Origin of the sequence: Shewanella seohaensis (assembly GCF_023283775.1) — a bacterium.
GTDB classification, from domain to species: Bacteria; Pseudomonadota; Gammaproteobacteria; order Enterobacterales; family Shewanellaceae; genus Shewanella; species Shewanella seohaensis.
The window spans coordinates 1-24134 of record NZ_JAKILE010000011.1 but is presented as its reverse complement, the minus strand read 5'-3'; the positions used below and the strand labels follow the sequence as shown (position 1 = coordinate 24134).

General features: G+C 49.0%; 15 protein-coding genes. 14 read left to right on the top strand and 1 reads right to left on the bottom strand.

Annotated elements, in window-relative coordinates; all coding sequences use genetic code 11:
- Nucleotides 1-69: 69 nt before the first annotated feature.
- The 9 genes from L2713_RS13495 to L2713_RS13455 all read left to right on the top strand — a co-directional run bounded on the left by L2713_RS13495 (nucleotide 70) and on the right by L2713_RS13455 (nucleotide 14564).
- Complete coding sequence (locus L2713_RS13495; protein WP_283105296.1) at nucleotides 70-1035, top strand: DmsE family decaheme c-type cytochrome; 966 nt, start codon at nucleotides 70-72, stop codon at nucleotides 1033-1035.
- A 13-nt stretch (nucleotides 1036-1048) separates the two neighbouring features.
- Nucleotides 1049-3187, top strand: coding sequence for an MtrB/PioB family decaheme-associated outer membrane protein (locus tag L2713_RS13490; protein ID WP_248968247.1), 2139 nt, complete (start codon nucleotides 1049-1051; stop codon nucleotides 3185-3187).
- Nucleotides 3188-3222: 35 nt separating this feature from the next.
- Nucleotides 3223-5142, top strand: a complete 1920-nt coding sequence (locus tag L2713_RS13485) for an OmcA/MtrC family decaheme c-type cytochrome (RefSeq protein WP_248968246.1) — start codon at nucleotides 3223-3225, stop codon at nucleotides 5140-5142.
- Nucleotides 5143-5389: 247 nt separating this feature from the next.
- Entirely contained in the window at nucleotides 5390-7564 is a 2175-nt protein-coding gene (locus L2713_RS13480; RefSeq protein ID WP_248968245.1) for an OmcA/MtrC family decaheme c-type cytochrome, read from the top strand.
- A gap of 333 nt (nucleotides 7565-7897) precedes the next feature.
- Nucleotides 7898-9850, top strand: coding sequence for an OmcA/MtrC family decaheme c-type cytochrome (locus tag L2713_RS13475; protein WP_248968244.1), 1953 nt, complete (start codon nucleotides 7898-7900; stop codon nucleotides 9848-9850).
- Between the two features lie 68 nt (nucleotides 9851-9918).
- A complete protein-coding gene (gene mtrA / locus L2713_RS13470; protein WP_011626614.1) occupies nucleotides 9919-10908 on the top strand; it encodes a decaheme c-type cytochrome MtrA in 990 nt (329 codons plus the stop codon).
- Between the two features lie 12 nt (nucleotides 10909-10920).
- Entirely contained in the window at nucleotides 10921-13008 is a 2088-nt protein-coding gene (locus L2713_RS13465) for an MtrB/PioB family decaheme-associated outer membrane protein (RefSeq protein ID WP_248968243.1), read from the top strand.
- 219 nt (nucleotides 13009-13227) lie between these two features.
- Entirely contained in the window at nucleotides 13228-13842 is a 615-nt protein-coding gene (locus L2713_RS13460) for a hypothetical protein (protein WP_248968242.1), read from the top strand.
- Nucleotides 13842-14564: a uracil-DNA glycosylase family protein gene (locus L2713_RS13455; protein ID WP_248968320.1), complete on the top strand. Its 723-nt coding sequence runs from the start codon at nucleotides 13842-13844 to the stop codon at nucleotides 14562-14564. Before L2713_RS13460 ends, L2713_RS13455 begins: the two co-directional genes overlap by 1 nt.
- 127 nt (nucleotides 14565-14691) lie before the next feature.
- Here the strand turns inward: L2713_RS13455 and L2713_RS13450 are convergent, their stop codons facing one another.
- Nucleotides 14692-16194 (bottom strand): M4 family metallopeptidase, encoded by a 1503-nt coding sequence (locus tag L2713_RS13450; protein ID WP_248968241.1) that lies wholly within the window; start codon nucleotides 16192-16194, stop codon nucleotides 14692-14694.
- Nucleotides 16195-16425: 231 nt separating this feature from the next.
- On the opposite strand from L2713_RS13450, the gene L2713_RS13445 reads away from it, so the two are divergent.
- From L2713_RS13445 to panP, 5 genes are all read left to right on the top strand, one after another.
- Nucleotides 16426-17658: a sugar diacid recognition domain-containing protein gene (locus tag L2713_RS13445; protein ID WP_248968240.1), complete on the top strand. Its 1233-nt coding sequence runs from the start codon at nucleotides 16426-16428 to the stop codon at nucleotides 17656-17658.
- A gap of 235 nt (nucleotides 17659-17893) precedes the next feature.
- The gene (locus L2713_RS13440; protein WP_248968239.1) at nucleotides 17894-18892 is read left to right on the top strand and encodes a catalase family peroxidase; all 999 of its coding nucleotides are present in this window, start codon (nucleotides 17894-17896) and stop codon (nucleotides 18890-18892) included.
- A 266-nt stretch (nucleotides 18893-19158) separates the two neighbouring features.
- Nucleotides 19159-20517 carry a GntP family permease gene (locus tag L2713_RS13435; RefSeq protein ID WP_248968238.1) on the top strand — a complete coding sequence of 453 codons (1359 nt, stop codon included), beginning with the start codon at nucleotides 19159-19161 and terminating at the stop codon, nucleotides 20515-20517.
- A gap of 58 nt (nucleotides 20518-20575) precedes the next feature.
- Nucleotides 20576-21721: a glycerate kinase gene (locus L2713_RS13430; RefSeq protein WP_248968237.1), complete on the top strand. Its 1146-nt coding sequence runs from the start codon at nucleotides 20576-20578 to the stop codon at nucleotides 21719-21721.
- A gap of 253 nt (nucleotides 21722-21974) precedes the next feature.
- Nucleotides 21975-23624 (top strand): pyridoxal-dependent aspartate 1-decarboxylase PanP, encoded by a 1650-nt coding sequence (gene panP / locus L2713_RS13425; RefSeq protein ID WP_248968236.1) that lies wholly within the window; start codon nucleotides 21975-21977, stop codon nucleotides 23622-23624.
- Nucleotides 23625-24134 lie beyond the last annotated feature (510 nt).

Genomic DNA, 24134 nt, shown 5'->3' with positions numbered 1-24134 from the left:
AGTATTAATCAGCTAAATTAGTGATGTCGAAAGCTTGAAAAATAACAAATAAAACGCACTCGGGAATAGATGAACATGGATATTGGGTTAAAGTTCAAAAGCATAACTCAGGTTATGCTTGTTGTGATGTTATCGATACTCAGCCTTTCAACGTTAGCGACACCTTGGGATGACAAGCCGCCCGAGGAGGTCGTCGCGACTTTGGACAAAAAATTTGCCGAAGGTAAGTACTCGGCCAAAGGGGCTGACACTTGCCTGATGTGCCATAAGAAAAGTGCCACTGTGATGGCCATTTTTGATGGTGTACATGGTAATCCTAATGTCAAAGATTCCCCCATGGCCGACTTACAGTGTGAGGCTTGCCACGGCCCACTCGGTAATCATAACAAGGGTGGCAAAGAGCCGATGATCACCTTCGGCCAGAATTCCCCCGTTCCCGCACAAAAACAAAATAGTGTCTGCATGAGTTGCCATAACGACGATCAACGCATCGCGTGGAAAGGCAATCACCATGACAATGCCGATATTCCCTGCAGTAGCTGCCACCAAGTACACGTAGCAAAAGACCCTATCAGCGACAAAGCCAACGAAGTGGCGATTTGTACCCAATGCCATACCCAGCAAAAAGCGGATATGCACAAACGCTCATCCCATCCATTGCAATGGCAACAAATGGTCTGTAGCGATTGCCACAATCCCCATGGCAGTTTAAATGATGCCAGCCTGAAGCAAATGAGCGTCAACGAAAACTGTTACAGCTGCCACGCCGAAAAACGCGGTCCTAAATTGTGGGAACATGCGCCAGTCTCCGATAATTGCGCGAACTGCCATAACCCCCACGGCAGCGTCAACGAATCCATGCTAATCAGCAAACCGCCACAGTTATGCCAACAGTGCCACGCCTCCGATGGCCACAGCAGTAATGCTTACTTTGGTAATCAAACCAATGCCTTCACCTCGGGTAATTCCTGTATGAATTGCCATGGACAAGTGCATGGTTCAAACCATCCATCCGGCAAGTTGCTCCAGAGATAACAAGGGAATGATCATGCAAATAATGAACATATCGACTCCTAAAGCTTGTTTCTCACTCACATTACTGGCTTGGGCGATTAGTGGCGTACTCAACACAGCCCATGCTGAGGGATATGAAATCCAAAAAGCGAATCGCAGTGGCGTAAAAAGTGAGGCATGGAGCTGCAAGCAATGCCAGCCCAAAACAGGACGCCAAGGCAACGTCAGCGCCACTCTCGCCTACAATGACGGTGAAGACAGCCGTTTTGGTAATCGCACTGGCACGGATAAAGATGGCATGGTCGGTGCCGTGGGCGCCGATATGCAATATCAGGCAGAGAGTGGTTACCAAACCCGGCTAGAGGCCGATAAATTGGGATTTGACACAGGTTCAGCCAAGCTCACCACAGGCCAACCCGGACACTATCAAATCCAATTGGGTTATAAAGGTCTCGCCAATTATCAATACAATCAGCTAAAGAGCCCTTATCTCACCGATAACGATAAGATGCTCTTGCCTGATAATTGGGTAGAGGGAGCAACGACCCAATCGATGCCATTACTGCAATCGAGTTTAATCGAGCAGGACTTAAGCATTACGCGGGATAGATTCAACCTCGGCGGTTACTATGCCGGCCATATCTCATCGAGCAGCCGCTACAAAGCCTCGGTAAACTACCAGCATGAAAACCGTAGCGGCGCGAAAAAAACCAGCGCAAATATTCTCACTAACAGTGTGATGTTGGCGCAGCCAATCGATGACAGCACAGATGAAATCGATGCCAGAGTCTATTTTGGCGGCGCTGGCTGGCAAGCGGGCATAAACAGCCAGATAAGCCAATACAAGAATGACCATCAGGCACTGCTATGGCAATCGGCCTATACGCCCACATTTGGTGCGGCCTACTTTGGGCAAAATGCCGTCGACCCCGATAACAAGGCCTATCGGATCGCCGCCGAGGCCAGTGGTGGCCAAAATGGCCATAACATCCTTATGCACGCGGGTATCAGCAAAATGTCGCAGGATGAGGCTTTTCTTCCCGCGACCATTAATGGCCCCTCTCCTGTACTGCCAACTGATAATCTGGATGCTCAAGTAGACATCCTAGATATGGTGCTTAAGTATTCAGGACGCATCACACAGGATTTGAGTGTTCAAGCAAGTTATAACTATCAAGACAGGGAAAACAAAACGGCTCAACTGGATTTCCCACAGGTCGTGACCGACAGCTTTCATCAAGGCGCAGAACAAAATCGCCTCTACGATAAACGCAGCAAACAATTCGACCTTAAAGGAAAATACCGCTTAACCCCGTCGGCCTATGCTGAGGCGGGATATAGTCGTGATGAAGTTATCTATTCTGAACTAGACAGGCAATCCGTTGACGAATCGGGACTGTTTGCCAAACTCAGCTACCGTTATTCGCCCGCTTGGTCTGCTTGGTTAAAGGGAGAAGCATTAGACCGCAATGGCAGTGAATACAATCCTGTGACCAGCACCCAAAGTCCAAGCAACCCTTGGCTACGTAAATCCTATCTCGCGGACAGGAAACGTCAAAAAATCACCCTACACACAGATTATCAAAGTGATATTGGCTTATCTGTAGGCGCGAGTTTACACAGCATCGACGATGACTACGACCACACCTTGGTCGGGCTCACCCAAGTCTCTTACCTTGGCTATGACGTCTCCACACAATATTTGATTAGCGACAATTTAAGTGTAAACGCCTATCTCAACCAAGACTGGCGCGATTCCGATCAGGCCGGAAGCAATCGTTTCTCAACCCCAGATTGGTACAGCACCTCTGAAGAGAAATCGACCCTGATTGGCGCGGGTATCGCCTATCAAAACCTGTTGGATAATCGTTTAGATCTTGGCTTGGACTACAGCTACTCCGATGGCCAAAGCGACACCGAAGTCACCTACGGTATCAACAGTCCCTACGGTGACTATTACAGTCGCAAGCACAATATTAACGCCTACGCCAAATATAAGCTGGCCGACAGCATGTCGTTACGCTTCGATTGGTTGTTCGAGAAATATCAAGATGCAAACTGGCAAAACCAAAACACCACTTGGGGCACAGTCCCCAATGTGCTCAGTTTTGGCGATATCAGCCACGACTACAATGCTCATTACTTAGGTTTGACCTTAAGCTACCAAATGTAACTTAGGCACTGACAGCGTATTCCAAGGATAGAAATATGAACAAGTTTGCAAGATTTAGCACACAATTCAGTCTGTTGCTGGCCTTAACCACCCTACTTACTGCCTGTGGTGGCAGTGACGGTAACGATGGCGATCCTGGCGAGCCTGGTAAACCCCCCGCGATGACAATCACCAAGCTAAAGATCATGGTCGATAAAGTCGCCGTGACCGACGGCATTGCCCAAGTCGATTATCAGGTGAGTAACCAAGATGATGAAGCCGTAGTCGGTATTCCCTCGGCCACCTTCATTGCGGCGCAATTACTGCCTCAGGGCGCGACAGGTGCGGGTAATAGCAGTGAGTGGCAACATTTCACCTCTGAAACGTGTGCCGCTTCTTGCCCAGGCACGTTTGTCGACCATAAAAACGGCCATTACAGCTATCGTTTCAGTGCCACATTTAACGGCATGAATGGTGTGAGCTTCCTTAACGATGCAACCCAACGAGTCGTCATCAAATTGGGCGGAGATGCACTAGCCGATGGCACGGCGCTCCCTATTACCAATCAACACTACGATTGGCAAACCTCGGGTAATGCCCTCGCTTACAGCCGTAACTTAATCACTATTGAAACCTGTAATAGCTGTCACAGTAATTTGGCTTTCCATGGTGGCCGTTACAACCAAGTTGAAACCTGCGTAACTTGTCATAACAGTAAAAAAGTCAGTGATACTGCGGATATTTTCCCGCAAATGATCCACAGCAAACACTTAGCGGGTTTCCCTCAATCCATCAGTAATTGCCAGACTTGCCACGTTGATAATCCTGATTTAGCCGAAGCTCAAAACTGGCATAGAGTCCCCACCATGGAAGCCTGTGGTGCCTGCCATACCCAAATTAACTTCCCTGCGGGCCAAGGCCATCCTGCGCAAGCAGATAACAGCAATTGCGTTGCCTGCCATAATGCCGATTGGACCGCCAGCGTACACGGTAATGAAGATCAAACAGCCGCGTTAGCCCAGTTTAGTCCTAGCATCAGTAGCGCAAGTATGGATGCCAATGGCACAGTGACAGTTGCCGTGACGCTGAGCAATCCATCCACCGGTACTGTGTACAATGATAGCGCAGATAAGCTCAAATTTATCAGCGACCTAAGGGTCTATGCTAACTGGGGAACCAGTTTCGATTACAGTACCCGCTCCGCGCGCTCTATTCGTCTACCCGAGTCCACACCGGTCTCTGGCAGCAACGGCACTTACACTTATACCATTTCGGGTCTCACTATTCCGGCAGGAACTGAAGCGGACCACGGCGGCTTAGCGATTCAAGGCCGAGTTTGCGCCAAAGATAAAGTATTAGTGGATTGCAGCACTGAACTTGCCGAAGTTCTGGTTATCAAGGCAAGCCATAGTTACTTTGATATGTCAGCCCTGAGTGCCACTGGCAGACGCGAAGTCATTAGCAATGCCAACTGTGCTAGCTGCCACGGCGATCAACAACTGAATATTCATGGCGCACGCAACGATTTAGCGGGCCAATGCCAGCTTTGCCACAACCCGAATATGCAAGCCGATGCGACAGCGGCAAATCCCTCCATTACCTCCTTTGACTTTAAGCAGTTAATTCATGGGATCCATACCAGCCAATTTGCAGGTTTTGAAGACCTCAACTACCCAGGCAAAATCGGTAATTGTGCTCAATGCCATATTAAAGATGCTGCGGGAGTTTCAACGGTTGCCCTACCCTTAAACGCGGCAGTTCAACCACTTGCACTGAACAACGGTACCTATACCAGCCCAATAGCTGCGGTGTGCAGTAACTGTCACTCAAGTGATACCACCCGCAACCATATGATGCAGCAAGGCGCGGTATTTGCGGGAACAAAAGCCGACGCCACCGCAGGCACAGAAACCTGTGCTTTCTGCCACGGACAAGGCGCTGTCGCCGACGTTTTAAAAGTGCACCCTATTAAATAACCCTATGATGCAGGCCGAAAAGGCCTGCTACTGCAAATATAAAAGGAACTCATACTATGCAGTCATCTACCCCTAAAGAAATAGTCAGATCTCAATCACATTACCCGCTTAAAGTGACTGATAAATACCAATGACTTAGTTAGCCTTACAGGTGGAAAACTAATTCCACACATTAAATGCGGTTAATGAGATTTATTCTTATTTACTAAGCGCTTAATGATGATTAAAACTATTGCAGGGAAATATCATGATGAAACGGTTCAATTTCAATACCGCAACAAAAGCGATGTTGGGTGCCGGTTTACTTTCACTTCTGCTCACTGGTTGCGGTGGCAGTGATGGTAAAGATGGTGAAGACGGTAAACCAGGCGTTGTTGGTGTTAATATCGACTCAACCTCAACGTTAAAAGCGAAATTCACAAATGCCACTGTTGATGCTGGCAAAGTCACCGTTGACTTTACATTGGAAAATGCCAATGGTGTGGCCGTACTCGGCTTAACGAAAGATCACGATTTACGATTCGGTATTGCTCAGCTCACCCATGTGACTGAAGCAACGGACGATCCAGCTAAACCAGCGGATCGCGGCTATCAATGGCAAGCCTATATCAATGCTAAAAAAGAGCCAGGCACTGTTCCATCGGGTGTCGATAATCTGAATCCATCGGCCCAATACCAAGCCAACGTGGAAGCGGCAAATAAATGCGACACTTGCTTAGTTGACCACGGTGACGGTAGCTATAGTTACACCTATCAGGCTAACATTGCCAATGTAACTGAGCCACTCACTGTCACTTACAGTGCCGATGCGACTCAACGCGCCACAATGGAGCTGGATTTACCACAGGTTGTGGCCAACGCCCATTTCGATTGGCAACCCTCTACAGGTAAGACTGAAGGCATTCAAACCCGCAATGTGGTTTCTATTCAAGCCTGTTACACCTGTCACCAACCAGAAAGCTTAGAGCTGCATGGTGGTCGTCGTATCGACATTGAAAACTGTGCTTCTTGCCATACTGCAACTTCTGGCGACCCAGAATCAGGCAATAGCATTGAATTCACTTACATGATCCACGCTATCCACAAAGGTGGTGAGCGTCATACCTTCGATGAGACAGGCGCAGAAGTTCCAGCACCTTACAAGATTGTCGGTTACGGTGGTTCATTACATGACTACGGTAAAGTAGGCTTCCCATTGAAACCTGCCGCCGATTGCTCTGCATGTCACGTTGAAGGTGCGGGAGCGCCTGCGAATGCAGACCTCTTCAAAGCCGATTTAAGCAATCAAGCTTGTATTGGTTGTCATACCGAAAAACCATCTTCTCACCACAGCAGCACAGATTGTACGTCTTGCCACAATGCGACCGAGCCTTACGGCGGTACTGGCAGCGCGGCTAAGCGTCATGGTGATGTACTGAAAGCCTATTCTGATACTCAAGCAATGGGTATCAAGTTCAGCAATGTGGGTGTGAATGACACAGGTAAGATTACCTTTGATGTTCAAGTGGTTGATAAAGATGGCAACGCTATCGATAAAGCACTTGTCAACCAAAGCTCACGCGTTGTCGTGGCATGGGATTCTGATAAAGATTATCCAAGCTACACAGATGCCTCTTACAGCAACCGTCGCATCGCACTGAGCGAAGGTACTTACAACGAAGCGACCAAAACCTATACATTAACTGGCACTAAATTCAGCCTGCCAGCGGATGCTAACGGTAAGACCTTTGAGCTCTGGTCAACATTAGAAGTGTGCTTCAACAATGGTGGTTACGGTGTTGCCGAAATCGTTCCAACCGATTGTAGTGTAGCGAACGTGCGTAAAGTGGCGGTGAAAGAAGCCCCTTACCACTTCGTTTGGAAAGACACTGGCGTAGATAGCACTGCAACTGCTAAAACTCGTCGTGAAATCATCGACCCAACTAAGTGCCAAGGCTGTCACAATCAGGAAATCCACCACTATGACAACGGCGTAAACTGCCAAACTTGTCATACATCGGATAAGACCCTGAAGAATGATACAGCCTATCCAGGCGGTAAGATCCCAACCAGCTTTGCTTGGAAAGCGCACGAACGTGAAGGCCATTACCTCAAGTATGCGGGCGTTCAATCAGGTACTGTACTTAAGACCGATTGTTCAACCTGTCACACTGATAAAGGTATCACCCTAGGACGTGCTCCTGAGCGTGTATGGCGCTATGGCGACATCACCAACGCTGGCGCTGATATTTGGGTATCTTCAGATGCGGGTGCATGTTTAAGCTGTCACCAGAAGTATCTGTCTGATGCGGCTAAGTCTCACATTGAAGCTAACGGCGGTATCTTAAATGGTACCAGTGCTGCGGATGTTCAAACCCGTGCGTCTGAAAGCTGTGCTACTTGCCATACTCCAACTCAGTTACGCGAAGCACACGGTAACTAAATAACCCACCTCTTTAGCGATTAAAGAGACTGGACAAAAAGAGAGAGGTAACCCCTCTCTCTTTTTTTATTTTCCACCTCACTATCCGCCGTTTTTTTGATCTAAATTTGTTTTTCCCCTGTGGTTTAACTACCTCTTTAGAAATAGAAAGATCCAAGTCACACATTAGCAAAGGCCTTGAAGATTTTAGGGGCATGTTAGGTTAGCCTTTCCTTGGGGAATTCTATTTCCAGCATCCACTTAAGTCGCCTTCGAGACCAAAGCACAGACAAAGAATCTGTCGGGCGAAGAAGACAAGCGCTTAAGTAATGCCAAACCTATGCAGGGAAAAAAATGATGAACGCACAAAAATCAAAAATCGCACTGCTGCTCGCAGCAAGTGCTGTCACTGTGGCCTTAACCGGCTGTGGTGGAAGTGATGGTAACGATGGTAAACCCGGTGAACCCGGTGGCGAGCCTGCTCCAGCCATTCAAAAACTCAATTTTACATTCAACAAATCAGTAGTGACTAACGGTGTCCCAAGTGTGGAATTCACCGTCACTAACGAAGACGATTTACCCGTTGTTGGTCTGCAGAAAATGCGCTTTGCTGCAGCTCAGTTGATTCCACAGGGTGCAACAGGTGCCGGTAATGCCTCTCAGTGGCAATACTTCGGTGATGAGACCTGTGATGTGGCATCTACCTGTCCCGGTACCTTCGTGGACATGAAGAACGGCCACTACAGCTACACCTTCAAGATGAACCTCAGCGCCAACGCTAAGATCACCTACAACGATCAGTTAGCGCAACGTGTTCTGATCCGCGCTTACAACACGCCATTACCAGATGGCACACAAGTCCCTAACAGCAACGCTTATGTTGATTTTACCGCTGACACAGGTGCAACACCGGGTTACAGCCGCAAAGTCGTCGCCACAGAAAGCTGTAATGCTTGTCACCAAGACTTAGCCAATGTGAAACACGGCGGCGCTTACTCAGATGTGAACTACTGCGCGACTTGCCACACTTCTGGCAAAGTGGGTGTAGGTAAAGAATTTAACGTGTTAGTCCACGCTAAACATAAAGACCTCACCTTAGGTTCGTTAGAAAGCTGCCAAAGCTGTCACGTTGAAACCGAAGCCGCACCTGATTGGGGCAACTGGTCACGTATTCCAACCGCCGCAACCTGTGGTAGCTGCCATACTGCCGTTGATTTTGCCGCAGGCAAAGGCCACTCTCAGCAGTTAGATAACTCTAACTGTATCGCTTGTCACAACAGCAATTGGACCGCCGAGTTACACACAGGCAAAACCGCTGAGAAGAAAGCTGTCATGGCTCAGTTAGGTATGTCTGCAACGCTTGCTGGTCAAGAAGACAATACTGCGGTATTAACCGTATCTATCTTAGATAAAGACGGTAATGCCATCGATGCAGCAAGCGTACAAGATAAGATCAAACGTTTAGAAACGATCACTAACGTCGGTCCTAACTTCCCAATCATGGGCTACAACAAGAGCCCAGGTAGCGGTGCTGCGAAGATAGCCAAAGACCTCGTTAAAGATGGTGCACTGCAAGATGGTGTGACCTTAGTTGACGGTAAACTGGTATTTACTACCCCTGCACTGCCATTTGGTGCTGGCGATACTGATACCGCCTTTACCTTTATCGGTCTGGAAATGTGTAACACTGGCACCACGCTGACGGCTTGTACTGCAGATAGCACAACCACCAGCATGAAAGCCGACTTAGTCTTCGGTACTAAATCAGGCAATGCACCTAGCATGCGCCATGTGAACTCAGTGAACTTCAGCACTTGTCAAAACTGTCACAGTGATACCTTCGAGCTACACAAAGGTCACCACTCTGGCTTTGTGATGACAGAACAAGTTTCACATGCCAAAGATGCCAACGGTAAGCCAATTGTCGGTGTGGATGCCTGTGTGGCCTGTCATACCCCTGATGGTACCTATGCAAGCGGTGCAAACAAAGGTGGTTTCGAAATGAAACTGCACGTTGTTCACGGTGAGCAAGGCGTTATCAAAGAATGTACTCAGTGCCACAACGACTTCAACTTAGACGCGTTCAAAGTGAAGGGTGCACTGGCCACTTCTGCCGGTAAATACACCACCCCAATCACAGCAACTTGTACTTCATGCCACGCGCCAGAATCTATTGGCCACGGCTTAGAAAATATGGGTGCGATTGTGAACGGTGATTATACTCAAGCCAACCAAGCGGCACAGTCAGAAACCTGTTTCTACTGCCATACCCCAACAGTTGCAGATCACACTCAAGTGAAAATGTAATTTGCCCAAGCAGGGGGAGTTCGCTCCCCCTTTCTTGAATTTTGTTGGGACAAATTGGGAAGCCTATTATGAAGAACAGCCACAAAATGAAAAACCTACTGCCGGCATTGATGATGTCTGCGGTCATGGCATTGGCCATCGCACCGAGTGCTCACGCCTCCAAGTGGGATGAAAAAATGACGCCAGAGCAAGTCGAAGCGACATTAGATAAGAAGTTTGCCGAAGGCAACTACTCACCTAAAGGTGCCGACTCTTGCTTGATGTGCCACAAGAAATCCGAAAAAGTGATGGACCTTTTCAAAGGTGTCCACGGCGCCATTGACTCCACTAAGAGCCCAATGGCTGGCCTACAATGTGAGGCTTGCCACGGACCTATGGGTCAACACAACAAGGGCGGCAACGAGCCGATGATCACTTTTGGTAAGCAATCGACCTTAAGTGCCGACAAGCAAAACAGCGTATGTATGAGCTGTCACCAAGACGATAAGCGTATGTCTTGGAATGGCGGTCACCATGACAATGCCGATGTTGCTTGTGCCTCGTGCCACCAAGTACACGTCGCGAAAGACCCTGTGTTATCTAAAAACACTGAGATGGACGTCTGTACAAGCTGCCACACTAAGCAAAAAGCGGACATGAACAAACGCTCAAGTCACCCACTCAAATGGGCACAAATGACCTGTAGCGACTGTCACAATCCCCATGGGAGCATGACAGATTCAGACCTGAACAAGCCAAGCATTAACGAAACTTGTTATTCCTGTCACGCCGAGAAGCGCGGCCCAAAACTCTGGGAGCATGCACCCGTCACTGAAAACTGTGTCACTTGTCATAATCCCCATGGCAGCGTGAACGATGCCATGCTGAAAACCCGTGCGCCGCAGCTGTGTCAGCAATGTCACGCCAGCGATGGCCACGCCAGCAATGCCTACTTAGGTAACACTGGTTTAGGTTCAAATGTCGGTGACAATGCCTTTACGGGTGGAAGAAGCTGCTTAAATTGCCATAGTCAGGTCCATGGTTCTAACCATCCATCTGGCAAGCTATTACAGCGCTAAGGAGACGAGAAGATGAAATTCAAACTCAATTTGATCACTCTAGCGTTATTAGCCAACACCGGCTTAGCCGTAGCTGCCGATGGTTATGGCCTCGCCAATGCCAATACCGACAAGGTGAAACTGTCAGCATGGAGCTGTAAAGGCTGCGTGGTTGAAACGGGCGTATCTGGCACTGTCGGTGTCGGCGTAGGTTACAATGGCGAAGAGGACATTCGCTCAGCCAATGCCTTTGGTTCTAAAAACGAAGTTGCGGGTAAGTTCGATGCAGACCTTGCCTACCGTGGTGAAAAAGGTTACCGCGCCAGTGTTGAAGCCTATCAACTGGGAATGGACGGCGGACGTTTAGATGTAAATGCGGGCAAACAAGGCCAGTACAATATCAATCTGAACTACCGCCAAATAGCCACTTACGATAGCAATAGTGCCCTCTCGCCCTATTCTGGTATCGGCGGCAATAACCTGACCTTGCCCGATAACTGGGTCACCGCAGGTTCGAGCAGCCAAATGCCACTGTTGATGGACAGCCTCAACAGCCTCGAGTTATCACTGAAACGTGAACGCGCAGGCCTTGGGTTCGAATATCAGGGTGAATCGCTGTGGAGCACCTATGTGAACTACATGCGTGAAGAAAAAACCGGTTTAAAACAAACCTCTGGTAGCTTCTTTAACCAATCTATGATGTTGGCAGAACCCGTGGATTACACCACTGACACCATAGAAGCGGGCGTCAAACTCAAAGGCGATCGTTGGTTCACAGCGCTCAGTTACAATGGTTCAATTTTCAAAAATGAATACAACCAGCTGAACTTTGACAGTGCCTTCAACCCCACCTTTGGTGCGCAAACGACTGGTGCCATTGCACTCGATCCCGATAACCAGTCACACACAGTGTCGCTGATGGGTCAGTATAACGATGGCAGTAACTCACTGTCTGGCCGTATTTTAACCGGACAAATGAGCCAAGATCAGTCACTGGTGACCTCTGGCTACGGTTATCAACTGCCAACGGATGCGGTAGACGCCAAAGTCGATCTGCTGGGCATGAACCTCAAAGTCGTGAGCAAGGTCAGCAACTCCCTTCGCTTAACGGGTAGTTACGATTATTACGACCGTGACAACAATACCCCAATCGAAGAGTGGACTCAGATCAGCATCAACAATGTCAGCGGTAAGGTGGCCTATAACACCCCTTACGATAACCGCACACAGCGCTTTAAAGTGGCGGCGGATTATCGTATTACCCACGGCATTAAGCTCGATGGTGGTTATGACTTCAAGCGTGACGAACGTGAGTATCAAGACCGTGAAAGCACAGATGAGAACACCGTTTGGGCCCGTTTGCGCGTCAATAGCTTCGACATGTGGGACATGTGGGTAAAAGGCAGTTACGGCAACCGTGACGGCTCACAATACCAAGCGTCTGAATGGACCTCTTCTGAAACCAACAGCCTGTTACGTAAGTACAATCTGGCTGACCGTGACAGAACCCAAATCGAAGCTCGCATCACTCACACGCCACTCGAAAGTCTAACCATAGACTTCGGTGCCCGTTATGCGCTGGATGATTATACTGATACTGTGATTGGCTTAACTGAGTCAAAAGACACCAGTTACGATGCCAATATCAGCTATATGATCACCGCTGACTTACTGGCAACGGCCTTCTACAACCACCAAACCATAGAGTCAGAACAAGCGGGTAGCAGCAACTACAGCACCCCAACCTGGACTGGCTTTATTGAAGACAAAGTGGATGTGGTTGGCGCTGGCATCAGCTACAACAATCTGCTGGAGAACAAGTTACGCCTAGGTCTGGATTACACTTATTCAGACTCCGACAGTAACACTCAAGTCAGACAAGGTATCACCGGCGACTATGGCGACTATTTTGCCAAAGTCCATAACATTAACTTATATGCTCAATATCAAGCGACCGAGAAACTCGCGCTACGCTTCGATTACAAAATTGAGAACTATAAGGACAATGACGCCGCTAACGATATCGCCGTTGATGGCATTTGGAACGTCGTAGGCTTTGGCAGCAACAGCCATGACTACACTGCACAAATGCTGATGTTGAGCATGAGTTACAAGCTCTAATCTGCGTTTATTGATAATCAAAAGCCCGCACTGCGGGCTTTTTTATTGCCAACGAACACTCACCGCGCTTTAGATACAGGTCCAGTCTATTCCTGCGGCCAAAATCTTGAATAAGATCAGACTCTGAGGCAAAACTTACGCCGAAGATGAGGTATTCCTTGAGTTTACTGGCACTTTAGCGGATGTTAATTCAGTGAGTTAACTATCATTGGATCTTAGATGTCGTCCTTCACTTGTTGTTTTTCGCGTTTATCGCCTCTGCCCGCCTCGATAGGCTTAAGTTTGCTCGCCGCCCCAGCCATGGCATTCGATTCCAGCGGTGGCACGGCGAGTTTATTTATCATCGTCGGACTGGGTGGATTTACTCTTATCAACGCATTGATGCAGGGGCTGTTCTTTTTTGCGGGTCAGTATCGTAATCCCCTCTTTGCCAAACGCCACGTGCTGACCGCACTGATAGTGCCTCTGCTCGCCTTTGCCTTAACCCTTTATGATCACCGTGCTTGGAGTGACTTTGCACTCAATCTCGGCATGATCATTGTCGGCGTTGGGCTGGTTTTATTACCGCTGCAGTTACGCCAACTTAATCAGCCCAGCAACCAACACGCGAACTGGCTGCTGAGTCTTGGTGGCCTATTCGTGTTAGGCATCAGTTATCTGCTGCCACCCTGCGCCCTGTTTGCGATTATCTTAGGCCATATTGCATTAGCCTCTCATGCCAAGGTTCCCACTAAAGCCTTGGGCGCCAAGTTATTGAGTTACCTTGTATTAGTCGCCTCCTATGGGATCTTTGGGTATTGGCTCTACCAGCTATTGAGCAAACTTGGGGCTTGATGATGACAGATATGTCGCACCCAGCTATCGAGCCAAACGGCTCAGCCGAGCTCAGTATATTGCTCAAACAAATCCGCGCTTGCCAACTGTGTCAGGCCGAATTACCCCTACCAGCGAAGCCCATCTTGCAAGCCAGTAGCCAAGCACGGATCTTAATCGTCGGCCAAGCCCCCGGCGTAAAAACCCACCATAAGGGCATCCCCTTCGACGATGCTAGTGGCGAGCGGCTGCGCGCTTGGCTTAATGTCACTCGGGAACAATTTTATGACCCCGCACTGTTTGCCATAGTGCCAATGGGATTTTGTTTTCCGGGAACCATTGAACGCAATGGAAAAAAGCAAGGTGATAAACCGCCACGCCCCGAGTGCGCCGCAACTTGGCATGCAAAGTTATTGGCCTTGATGCCACAGATAGAATTAGTGCTGGTCCTTGGCCAATATGCCATTGATTACCATCTACCGCGCACACCTGCCATAGATACGACAGACGAAGCGTTAAGCTCTCAAGCGATAGTGGTATCCACTCCTCAAACGAACAAGAAGATCACAGTGACCCAAGCCATTGAGCAATGGTCGTTATATTGGCCTAGGCTGATGGTCATGCCCCACCCTAGCCCGCGCAACAATCTTTGGCTAAAACAGCATCCCGAGTTTGAGCGCGAACAGCTCCCCACACTTCAAGCGCGTATCGCAGGCCTGCTGGCAAGTTCTAAGCCTATATAAACCCTAATCAAATCCCAATAAAAAGCCCCATTAAGGGGCTTTCGGAAACTAGAACTCAAAAACTGGAGCTTAGAAAGGTTTTGGCGAGCGACTTAATCGCTCTCCAAACATTGCACGGCTCTCAATATCACAGGCAACTCACGCCCACCACGGCAAATGCCGCAGCCACATCCGCCACTGGATAAGCAGAACCTTTGGCACTCGCCGCCTGCTGCACACCACAGGCCGCTTGGTTAAAGGTCGAGGTTGGTGTCCAATACATCTGGTTCGCTAACACAAACACATCAAACGCCTTGCGGGTATTCCAACCACTCTTGGTCGCCAGAGTGTAAAAAGCTTTGTTAAACACCCCAGAGGAATAATGCACATCCATGGAGCTAGTGTAGTTGGCGGCATTGTCGATTGAGCGGCCATCCTTAGGCGGATTATCCATATAACGCAGTGCACCACTGCCTTTAACTATGTCGTAGCCCACTTTCCAGTCGTTACTGCCACGCATGTAGAACTCGGCCGCCTCACCGGCAATATCCGAAAACGCTTCATTGATGCCGCCGGACTGGCCGCTGTAATTTAAGCCCGAGTTCTGCTCGGTAAAGCCGTGGCTCACTTCATGGGCGGAAACGTCCAAACTCACGAGAGGATAGAAGTAACTCGCACCATCACCAAAGGACATGGCCGAGCCGTCCCAGAAGGCATTTTCATAGTTACGGCCATAATGCACCCGCATTTCTAACTGAAACGTTAACGGTGCAGTGTTGTACCAATCCTTATACATATTAAAAATAACGCCACCGAAATAATGGGCATCATTTAAAGGCGAATAAGCGCCATTGACCGTCTGATAAGTGTTCTCCGGACAAGTAAAGGTAAACACCGAACCACGGCGAGTCGAGTTCGCCATGTTCACGGTTTTCACATTGGTGTTGGTCATAGTGCATGTACCATTAGACTCACTCACCTTAAGAAAACCGTAATCACTGCCGTAGTAGTAACCACCGATTTTAGCATTGCCACCAGGACCCGTTGCATCCAAGGGAGTACTGCTGCCGCCTGAACCGCCTCCACCACCGCCGGGTTTACCCGCGTTATTTTTGGCGGTCATGATCTCATTCCAATGCTCAAGCACTTCGCCAGTTTGCGCATCGACAAAACCTGTCGGCCGAGATAACGCATCGGTTTGATCGCTTAAGTAAGACACCCGATACACTAACCTCGGGTTATCCTCGATCATCAAGATCACCAGTTGCACATCCTTTTTACCGGTAGCCGCCGAACCTGAATATAACCGATTCAACGCCGCAATCGCCTGCCCTTGAGAAATCCCTGCCGCTACCGAAAAATCATCCGCAATTTGTGCCACATCCCCCATGGCGCTTTGTTCTGTATCATCCGTGCTCACAACCAGATGATGGCCATACACCAGCACACCATCGAAATACTGCAACGCTTTCGTTTTGCTTTGACCTTTATTGAGCGTTACCGTTTTGACCTCTTTAAAGCTGTGTTTTTGGCTCAACCCTGCCGCAACAGAGAGGGATTGCCCGTGATTAACGTTGAACTCAGCGGCCTGCGCCTGAAGGCTTGCCGCAACGCACATACTGAGTACAGAAGGTAAGAGATAGACTTTCATCGTGATATCCTTCGCCCTGTCCACAAAGGGACAAATGACACTTAAGGGAACAAAATACCGCCATAACCTTTCCCTAACTCAATTGTTAAAAATAGGTTAACAAGAGTTAGGTTCAATTCTCAGTATAGAAGATAAAAAAACACCTGCCCTTTTCTGTCGTTTGCCTTTACCCTTATGGCGTCGCCGTTTAGGCGAACCTCTGTATCAATCCTTTGAAAATTAAGGTGAGTTATGTACGTTTTGGATCAACACATCGCTAAACAAATTGTGAGTCGCACCATGAAAATCATTGGGCACAATATCAATGTGATGAATGGTCAGGGCGTGATCTTAGGCTCCGGCGATCCCAAACGTATTGGCTCGACCCACGAGGGTGCACTGCTTGCCATCGCCCAAAACCGCAATGTGGAACTGAGTGAAGAAGTGGCCTCAGGCTTACATGGCGTCAAACCCGGCATCAACTTACCCTTGCATTATCAAGGGCAAATTATTGGGGTGATTGGTATTACTGGCGATCCGGCCGAGTTAACCCACTACGGTGAGCTGCTAAAAATGACCGCCGAGATGATTGTCGAACAAGCCAACCAGCAGGATCAGCAGCAGTGGGAAAATCGTCAACGTGAAGAATTTATTCTGCAGTTAATTAAGGCACAAACCGATGACGATGAGCAATTGCATCGCTGGGCCAAGCAACTCGATATCGATATCAATTTGCCGCGAGTGGCCGCCATAATTGAAGTCAGTGAAAAACAATCCACGCCAACCCAGCAAAAATCCGCTGCGTTTTCTTCATTAATCCAGAGCGAGCAAAGCGCAGACGAGCGTAATCCCAGAGTCAGCGAAATCCTCAAGCAAGTGCTGCATTTGCTGCAAAACCCCGACAGAGGCAACTTGATTGCCATGACATCCATGTCACAGCTGGTGATCTTAAAACCGGCGTTTCTGGATGGAAAACAATGGGATCCCGAGCTTGAAAATCAGCGTATCGATAAACTGCTACAACGTTTACCCGCGCAAATGGATTTAAATTTTAAAATCGCCCTTGGGCATTTTTTCCCTGAAAAAGGCGGTATTGCGCGCTCCTACCAAACCGCGCAGGAAACCTTGAACTTAGGCAAGCAGCTTAACCCCGAGGGCACTAAATACCTGTTTGAAGACTACTCCTTGCAAGTGCTGTTATCTGGGCTCAAGCATGATTGGCGTGGTCAAGCGCTGGCCAGTCCCTACCAACAGTTAGCCAAGGCCGATAAAAATGGTCAGTTACGCAAAACCCTAGCCGCCTATATCACTCATTTTGGTGATGCGCAGCAATGCGCTAATGCGCTGTTTATTCACCGAAATACTCTAAGGTATCGGTTAGATAAAATTCAGCAACTCACCAAGAGTGACATCCATTCCCTCCACGGATTATTAAGTCTTTATCTTGGGCAGTTGATAGATACCTCAAATTACCGACTCGAGTAGTGCCCCATATCACCACTAGCGTAAGACTCAACATCAGCAAGCGTTAACTCAATGAATAAATTGAAATTAGCGATGGTATTCACTCATACAAGCTCAGGCTTAATCCTGCAGTCATTGCTTAGTTCTGCCGTCCTCTGCCAGATATTCACAAAATGAGTGAAAGATAATTTCGCCTCGTCCTTTCCTATCAATGCACAAGACACCCATACGGTTAAATTGTTAAGGAAGGAAATCCATGCAGCCATATCATGCCAAACTCAGCTCACTCGCCACAGCGTGCCTAATGGTCGGCTCAGTGTTTGTCGCCCCACTTGCCAGCGCGGCGGAGCGTACCATTCCAGAATTAGTAGATGCAGTAAACGGCACGCCAGATGCAGCGAGTCGCGAAGCGGGTAAAAAAGTGAAACTGCGTAATCATACAAAAGGGTTTTGTACCTCGGGTTACTTTGCCCCCAATCCCCAATTGCACGATTCACTCAACATTCCTTTTTTTAATCAAAATCCCATCAAAGTGACCGCCCGTTTTTCCCTCGGCGGCACTAATCCTAAGCTGTCCGATAAAACCCCGGGGCGCTTTATGTCATTAAAAATCGATGGCGAGCGGGAAAACCTCAACTTTGTCACCACCAATGTGCCGATGTTTTTTGCCAGTAACCTAGAGGACTTTTATCTGTTCCAAACCAAGAGCAAGCAAGGCGCCGAAGGTAAACAATGGCTTATCGATAATAAGCCCGATGCCAAGGCCTTTTTCGACTATTTAAAACAATTGCCGCCGAGCCCGAGTTTTGCCAATAGCCAGTACTTTGGGGTGAACAGTTTTCTGTTTACCGACAAGCAAAATAACAGCATTGCGGGTAAATGGATTTTCGAACCCGTCGCGGGCACGCAAGCCCTCACCCAGCAAGCGTTGGCACAGCTTGGTGATGACTTTCTCAAGCCTGAGTTGCTCAAGCGAATTCAGTCTCAACCTGCCAAGTGGGATCTGTACATTCAGTTAGCGGAACAAGGCGATGAGATTAATAACCCCACAGTGCTTTGGCCCGAAAACCGCCCGCGCATTCTCGTCGGCCAAGTGGTGATTGATGGCAAGCGCGACAGCGATCCTCAAGTGCAACAATGTGATAAAAGCATCTTTAATCCTCTGCTCCTCCCCAAAGGCATAGCAGCGTCGGACGACCCCATCCTCAATGCCCGCACCGCGGCATATGTCGAGTCTTTTATCCGTCGTCAATAAGCGCTACTCGCTGCTCGCGTTGGTTCAACAATATTCTTAGCATTACATTCGATTTCACGGCCCTTATTTTGTGCGCACGCACAAAATAAGGGCCATTTCCGCCCGTAATTCCGTCGATTTACCCAAAGCTATTCAATTGACAGTGTTCAATAATAGGCTGACCTTAAAGCAGCCTTTATTTGGACTTGGGATCAAATAAAGACCGCGCCCTACAAAAACAGCCAAAACCACTTAAGAACTTCAGCCAAGACTGAACGGGAAAACATATGAACTTCGTGCTCATCCTCATCGGCGTGATTGCATTTATTGTTATCGCGACCTCAAAATTTAAGCTCCATCCGTTTTTAACCTTAATTCTGGCCGCCTTTATCGCCGCCTTCGCCTACGGTTTACCGAGTGGCGATATTGCCAAAACCATCACCACAGGCTTTGGTAATATCCTCGGCTATATCGGTCTGGTAATCGTGTTAGGTACCATTATCGGTATCATCCTCGAAAAGAGCGGCGCCGCCATTACCATGGCGGACGTGGTGATCAAAGTCTTGGGTAAACGCTTCCCAACACTCACTATGTCCATCATCGGCTATTTAGTGTCGATTCCGGTGTTTTGTGACTCGGGTTTCGTGATCTTAAACTCGCTTAAACAATCCATGGCCAACCGCATGAAGGTTTCGAGCGTGTCCATGAGCGTGGCGTTAGCCACAGGCCTGTATGCCACTCACACCTTTGTACCGCCCACACCAGGCCCTATCGCCGCGGCAGGTAACTTAGGGCTAGAGTCCAATTTAGGCCTAGTGATTGGTGTCGGCTTATTTGTTGCTGCCGTTGCCGCGCTTGCGGGGATGTTATGGGCGAACCGTTTTGCCAGTGTTGAGCCCGATGGCGAAGGTGCAGAAGAACTCAAAGCTCAAGCTGCTGATTTTGAAGCCTTAAAACAAAGCTATGGCACACTCCCTAGCCCATTAAAGGCATTTGCACCGATTTTTGTGCCTATCCTATTAATTTGCTTAGGCTCTATCGCCAACTTCCCGTCTGCACCACTGGGCAAAGAAGGCCTATTCAGTCTGTTAGTCTTCCTTGGCCAACCCGTTAACGCCCTGCTTATCGGTCTGTTCCTGTCACTGCTGTTACTGAAAAGCGATAACAAGATTGCCGAATTTAGCGAGCGCATCAGCCAAGGTTTAGTTGCCGCAGCCCCAATTATTTTGATCACCGGTGCCGGTGGTGCCTTCGGTGCCGTCTTAAAAGCCACACCAATTGGCGACTACCTAGGTAGCTCACTGTCGGCGCTAGGGGTGGGTATCTTTATGCCCTTTATCGTCGCCGCCGCACTGAAATCGGCGCAAGGTTCGTCCACCGTCGCCCTAGTGGCAACCTCGGCCTTAGTCGCGCCTATGCTGGGCGATATTGGTCTTGGCAGTGATATGGGCCGCGTGTTAACCGTAATGGCGATTGGTGCTGGCGCCATGACAGTCTCCCACGCTAACGACAGCTTCTTCTGGGTGGTAACTCAATTTAGCCGCATGAGCGTTAAACAAGCCTATAAAGCACAAACCATGGCGACCCTTATCCAAGGCGTTACCGCAATGCTGACCGTGTATGTACTAAGCTTAGTGCTGCTCTAAGCCGCACTTTTCTCATCCTTGGGCGCATCCGTGCGCCCAAAAAGCTGTAGGATTTTGAATGAAGATAGTTATCGCCCCCGATTCCTTTAAAGAGAGCTTAAGCGCACTCGATGTGGCTAATGCGATCGAACAAGGCTTAACACAAGTGATCCCAGACTGTGAGATTGTCAAAATCCCCGTCGCCGATGGTGGCGAAGGCACAGTGCAATCTATGGTCGACGCCACTGGCGGCAGCATTGTCAATTTAGAGGTCATGGGGCCACTCGGCCTTAAAGTCAAAGCCCATTACGGCATTTTAGGCCAGCAAGCCAAAGGCACGATTGCGGTGATTGAAATGGCCTCCGCCTCGGGTTTACACCATGTACCAAGGGACCAGCGTAACCCGCTGCTCACCACCAGTTATGGTACGGGCGAGCTGATTTGTGATGCGCTCAATCGCGGGATAAAACACATTATTTTAGGCTTAGGCGGCAGTGCAACCAACGATGGCGGCGCAGGTATGGCCCAAGCGCTGGATATTTTACTGCTGGATAAACAAGGTAAAACCTTAAGTGCAGGTGGCTCAGCACTTGCTCAGCTTACCAGTATCGATATGAGCAACGCCCATCCACTACTGAAAGAATGCACCTTTGAAGTGGCCTGCGATGTCGATAATCCGCTGTGTGGCGAGCGTGGCGCCTCGGCCATATTTGGCCCGCAAAAAGGCGCAACACCCGAGATGGTGAGCACCTTAGATGCAGCACTAAGTCACTATGCCGATGTGATTGCCCAAAGCGGCGTCACCGATCACCGCAATCAAGCTGGCGCGGGCGCGGCAGGCGGAATGGGACTTGGCGTGATGGCCTTTTTAGGCGCCGAGCTTAAACCCGGTGTTGAGATTGTGATGCAAACGGTAGGACTAGCTGACAAAATTCGCGGCGCGGATCTTGTCATCACCGGCGAAGGCCGAATCGATGGCCAGACAATCTTTGGCAAGACCCCGATGGGTGTATTGAAGCAAGCGCAGCTGCAAAACATTCCGACCATTGGGATTGCGGGTTGCCTTGGCGACAATGCTAATGCGGTACTTGAGCAAGGTATGGCGGCGATTTTCCCCATCATTCCACATTTAAGTCCGCTGGACGATGTGCTGGCTAACGCCAAAACGAATCTGATCAATACCGCCCGTAATATTGGCGCCGTCTTGATGCTGGGCAAATGTTAACTTTACCTTAGCGTACCGATAGCGTTTAGATAGCTAACGACACACACCCAAGGCGCTATTCATAGCGCCTTTGTTTATTCTATAACCCAAGCACAGACTTAGGCGGTGTTTTAGTGCTTGATGCCTAAAAGGCCTTGCAGTAAAGTGAGCTCCCTTTTTGGTAATCCGTAAACGGGTTTAAGCGCCATGTATTTGGTTATACTCTTAATCACCTTTGCGGTTTCACTATAAGAATTAATAGACGGCAAGCCCCATGACCCAAAAACTCCCTCGCCAAGCCATCGCATCCGAAGACAGTTTGATGCGAATTTTCACTGTGCCCGAAGATGCGGAATCCACTTTAAGCATTATCGAGCAGAAGCTTTCCGAGGACTTAGCGGGCTTTTTGGGTGACAGCATTGCCGCGCTAGAAAAGCCGCTCTCCGAAATCGAGACCGATTTTCAAGCCTTTGAAATTCCAAGCCAGCCGCGTTTTGTCTCCGACTACACCGACGAAATCATGCAGAATCTCGTCGCGCATTCGGTGCATACGGCGGCGCCCAGTTTTATCGGCCATATGACCTCGGCACTGCCCTATTTCGTGTTGCCACTGTCGAAGATGATGGTGGGGCTGAATCAAAACTTGGTCAAAATCGAAACCTCCAAAGCCTTTACGCCGCTTGAGCGCCAAGTGCTCGGCATGATGCACCATTTGATTTACGCTCAACACGATGATTTTTATCGTAATTGGATGCACAGCGCCAACCATTCCCTCGGCGCATTTTGCTCCGGCGGCACAGTGGCTAACATCACCGCCCTGTGGATTGCCCGCAACCAATTACTCAAGGCCGATGGCGACTTTAAAGGCGTGACCCGCGAAGGCTTAATCAAGGCGCTGCGCCACTATGGCTTCGATGATTTAGCGATTCTGGTCTCCGAGCGCGGCCACTACTCCTTAGGTAAGGCCGTCGATCTGCTCGGTATCGGTCGCGACAATATCATCAGCATCCCTACCGATGGCAATAACAAAGTTGACGTTGCCAAAATGCGCGAAGTCGCCGCTGAACTGGCGAATAAACGCATTAAAGTCATGGCGATTGTTGGGGTGGCAGGCACTACCGAGACGGGCAATATCGACCCACTGCGCGAACTTGCCGCCTTAGCAACTGAGCTAAACTGCCACTTCCATGTGGATGCGGCTTGGGGCGGCGCAAGCTTATTATCCAATAAATACCGACACTTACTCGATGGTATTGAACTCGCAGATTCAGTCACCATCGATGCCCATAAGCAAATGTATGTCCCCATGGGCGCAGGCATGGTGTTATTTAAAAACCCAGAGTTTGCCCATGCCATTGCCCACCACGCCGAATATATTCTGCGCCGAGGCTCTAAGGATTTAGGCAGCCAAACGCTTGAAGGCTCACGCCCCGGCATGGCGATGTTAGTGCACGCCTGTTTGCAGATTATTGGCCGCGATGGTTACGAAATCCTGATCAATAACAGCCTTGAAAAAGCCCGTTATTTTGCCGAGCAAATCGACGCACACCCTGACTTTGAGCTAGTCACAGCGCCAGAGCTGTGCCTGCTCACCTATCGTTATGTTCCTGCGAATGTGCAGGCGGCCATGCAAGTGGCGATTCAACAAGGCGATAAGACCAAACTCGCGCGCTTTAATGAGCTGCTCGATGGTCTAACCCAATTTATTCAAAAACACCAACGCGAACAGGGTAAATCCTTTGTCTCCCGCACCCGCATTCAACCCGCCCGCTACTTTAGACAACCCACAGTGGTGTTTCGCGTGGTATTAGCTAATCCGTTGACTAGCCATGAGATCCTTAATCAAGTGCTTATCGAGCAAGGTGAAATTGCTGCTTTAGATAAAGAGTTCTTACCTGCGCTATTAGCTATGGTCAATGAATAGCGAGTGATTTAGCTTAAGCTTTAAATCTCATTTAAATACAGAGTGTTAATCAAAAATAGCCGCAAATATATGCGGCTGTTTTTGTTTGCAGAGCTGGGATGAAAGAAGGTTAGGTTGAAAATATAAGGCTTTATCCAAGCACTTCTGATCTCGTTGCGGATACGCCGAATTCCATTGCTTCCGTGACACGCCGTGAAGCCATCCATGGCGGCTCTACGATGATATCCATATCATCGAAGGTCACGTCCACAATCGAATTCGGCTTAGCAAATCTCGGTGCTATCGCGGCAACGTTTTAATATGCTTGAATCTTTTGGGATTAACAGTTAACTCCGACGTAACAGAATACACTTCCCCTCGGAGTTGCCGCGGGGCGAATAGACAAATTGCGAGAGTCTTGCCATGGATAATGGAATGGACCCATCCACTTTTAATCGGCCTCGCAATGGGCCACGATGTAGTCGCTAAAACTCATCAGAAAGAGGACGGGTCCACCTATGAAGATTACTA

Bases quoted from the DNA above. Each gene is read 5' to 3' on its own strand.
- L2713_RS13495 (WP_283105296.1), top strand. From the start codon at position 70: ATGAACATGGATATTGGGTTAAAGTTCAAAAGCATAACTCAGGTTATG.
- L2713_RS13490 (WP_248968247.1), top strand. From the start codon at position 1,049: ATGCAAATAATGAACATATCGACTCCTAAAGCTTGTTTCTCACTCACA.
- L2713_RS13485 (WP_248968246.1), top strand. From the start codon at position 3,223: ATGAACAAGTTTGCAAGATTTAGCACACAATTCAGTCTGTTGCTGGCC.
- L2713_RS13480 (WP_248968245.1), top strand. From the start codon at position 5,390: ATGATGAAACGGTTCAATTTCAATACCGCAACAAAAGCGATGTTGGGT.
- L2713_RS13475 (WP_248968244.1), top strand. From the start codon at position 7,898: ATGATGAACGCACAAAAATCAAAAATCGCACTGCTGCTCGCAGCAAGT.
- mtrA (WP_011626614.1), top strand. From the start codon at position 9,919: ATGAAGAACAGCCACAAAATGAAAAACCTACTGCCGGCATTGATGATG.
- L2713_RS13465 (WP_248968243.1), top strand. From the start codon at position 10,921: ATGAAATTCAAACTCAATTTGATCACTCTAGCGTTATTAGCCAACACC.
- L2713_RS13460 (WP_248968242.1), top strand. From the start codon at position 13,228: ATGTCGTCCTTCACTTGTTGTTTTTCGCGTTTATCGCCTCTGCCCGCC.
- L2713_RS13455 (WP_248968320.1), top strand. From the start codon at position 13,842: ATGATGACAGATATGTCGCACCCAGCTATCGAGCCAAACGGCTCAGCC.
- L2713_RS13450 (WP_248968241.1), bottom strand. From the start codon at position 16,194: ATGAAAGTCTATCTCTTACCTTCTGTACTCAGTATGTGCGTTGCGGCA.
- L2713_RS13445 (WP_248968240.1), top strand. From the start codon at position 16,426: ATGTACGTTTTGGATCAACACATCGCTAAACAAATTGTGAGTCGCACC.
- L2713_RS13440 (WP_248968239.1), top strand. From the start codon at position 17,894: ATGCAGCCATATCATGCCAAACTCAGCTCACTCGCCACAGCGTGCCTA.
- L2713_RS13435 (WP_248968238.1), top strand. From the start codon at position 19,159: ATGAACTTCGTGCTCATCCTCATCGGCGTGATTGCATTTATTGTTATC.
- L2713_RS13430 (WP_248968237.1), top strand. From the start codon at position 20,576: ATGAAGATAGTTATCGCCCCCGATTCCTTTAAAGAGAGCTTAAGCGCA.
- panP (WP_248968236.1), top strand. From the start codon at position 21,975: ATGACCCAAAAACTCCCTCGCCAAGCCATCGCATCCGAAGACAGTTTG.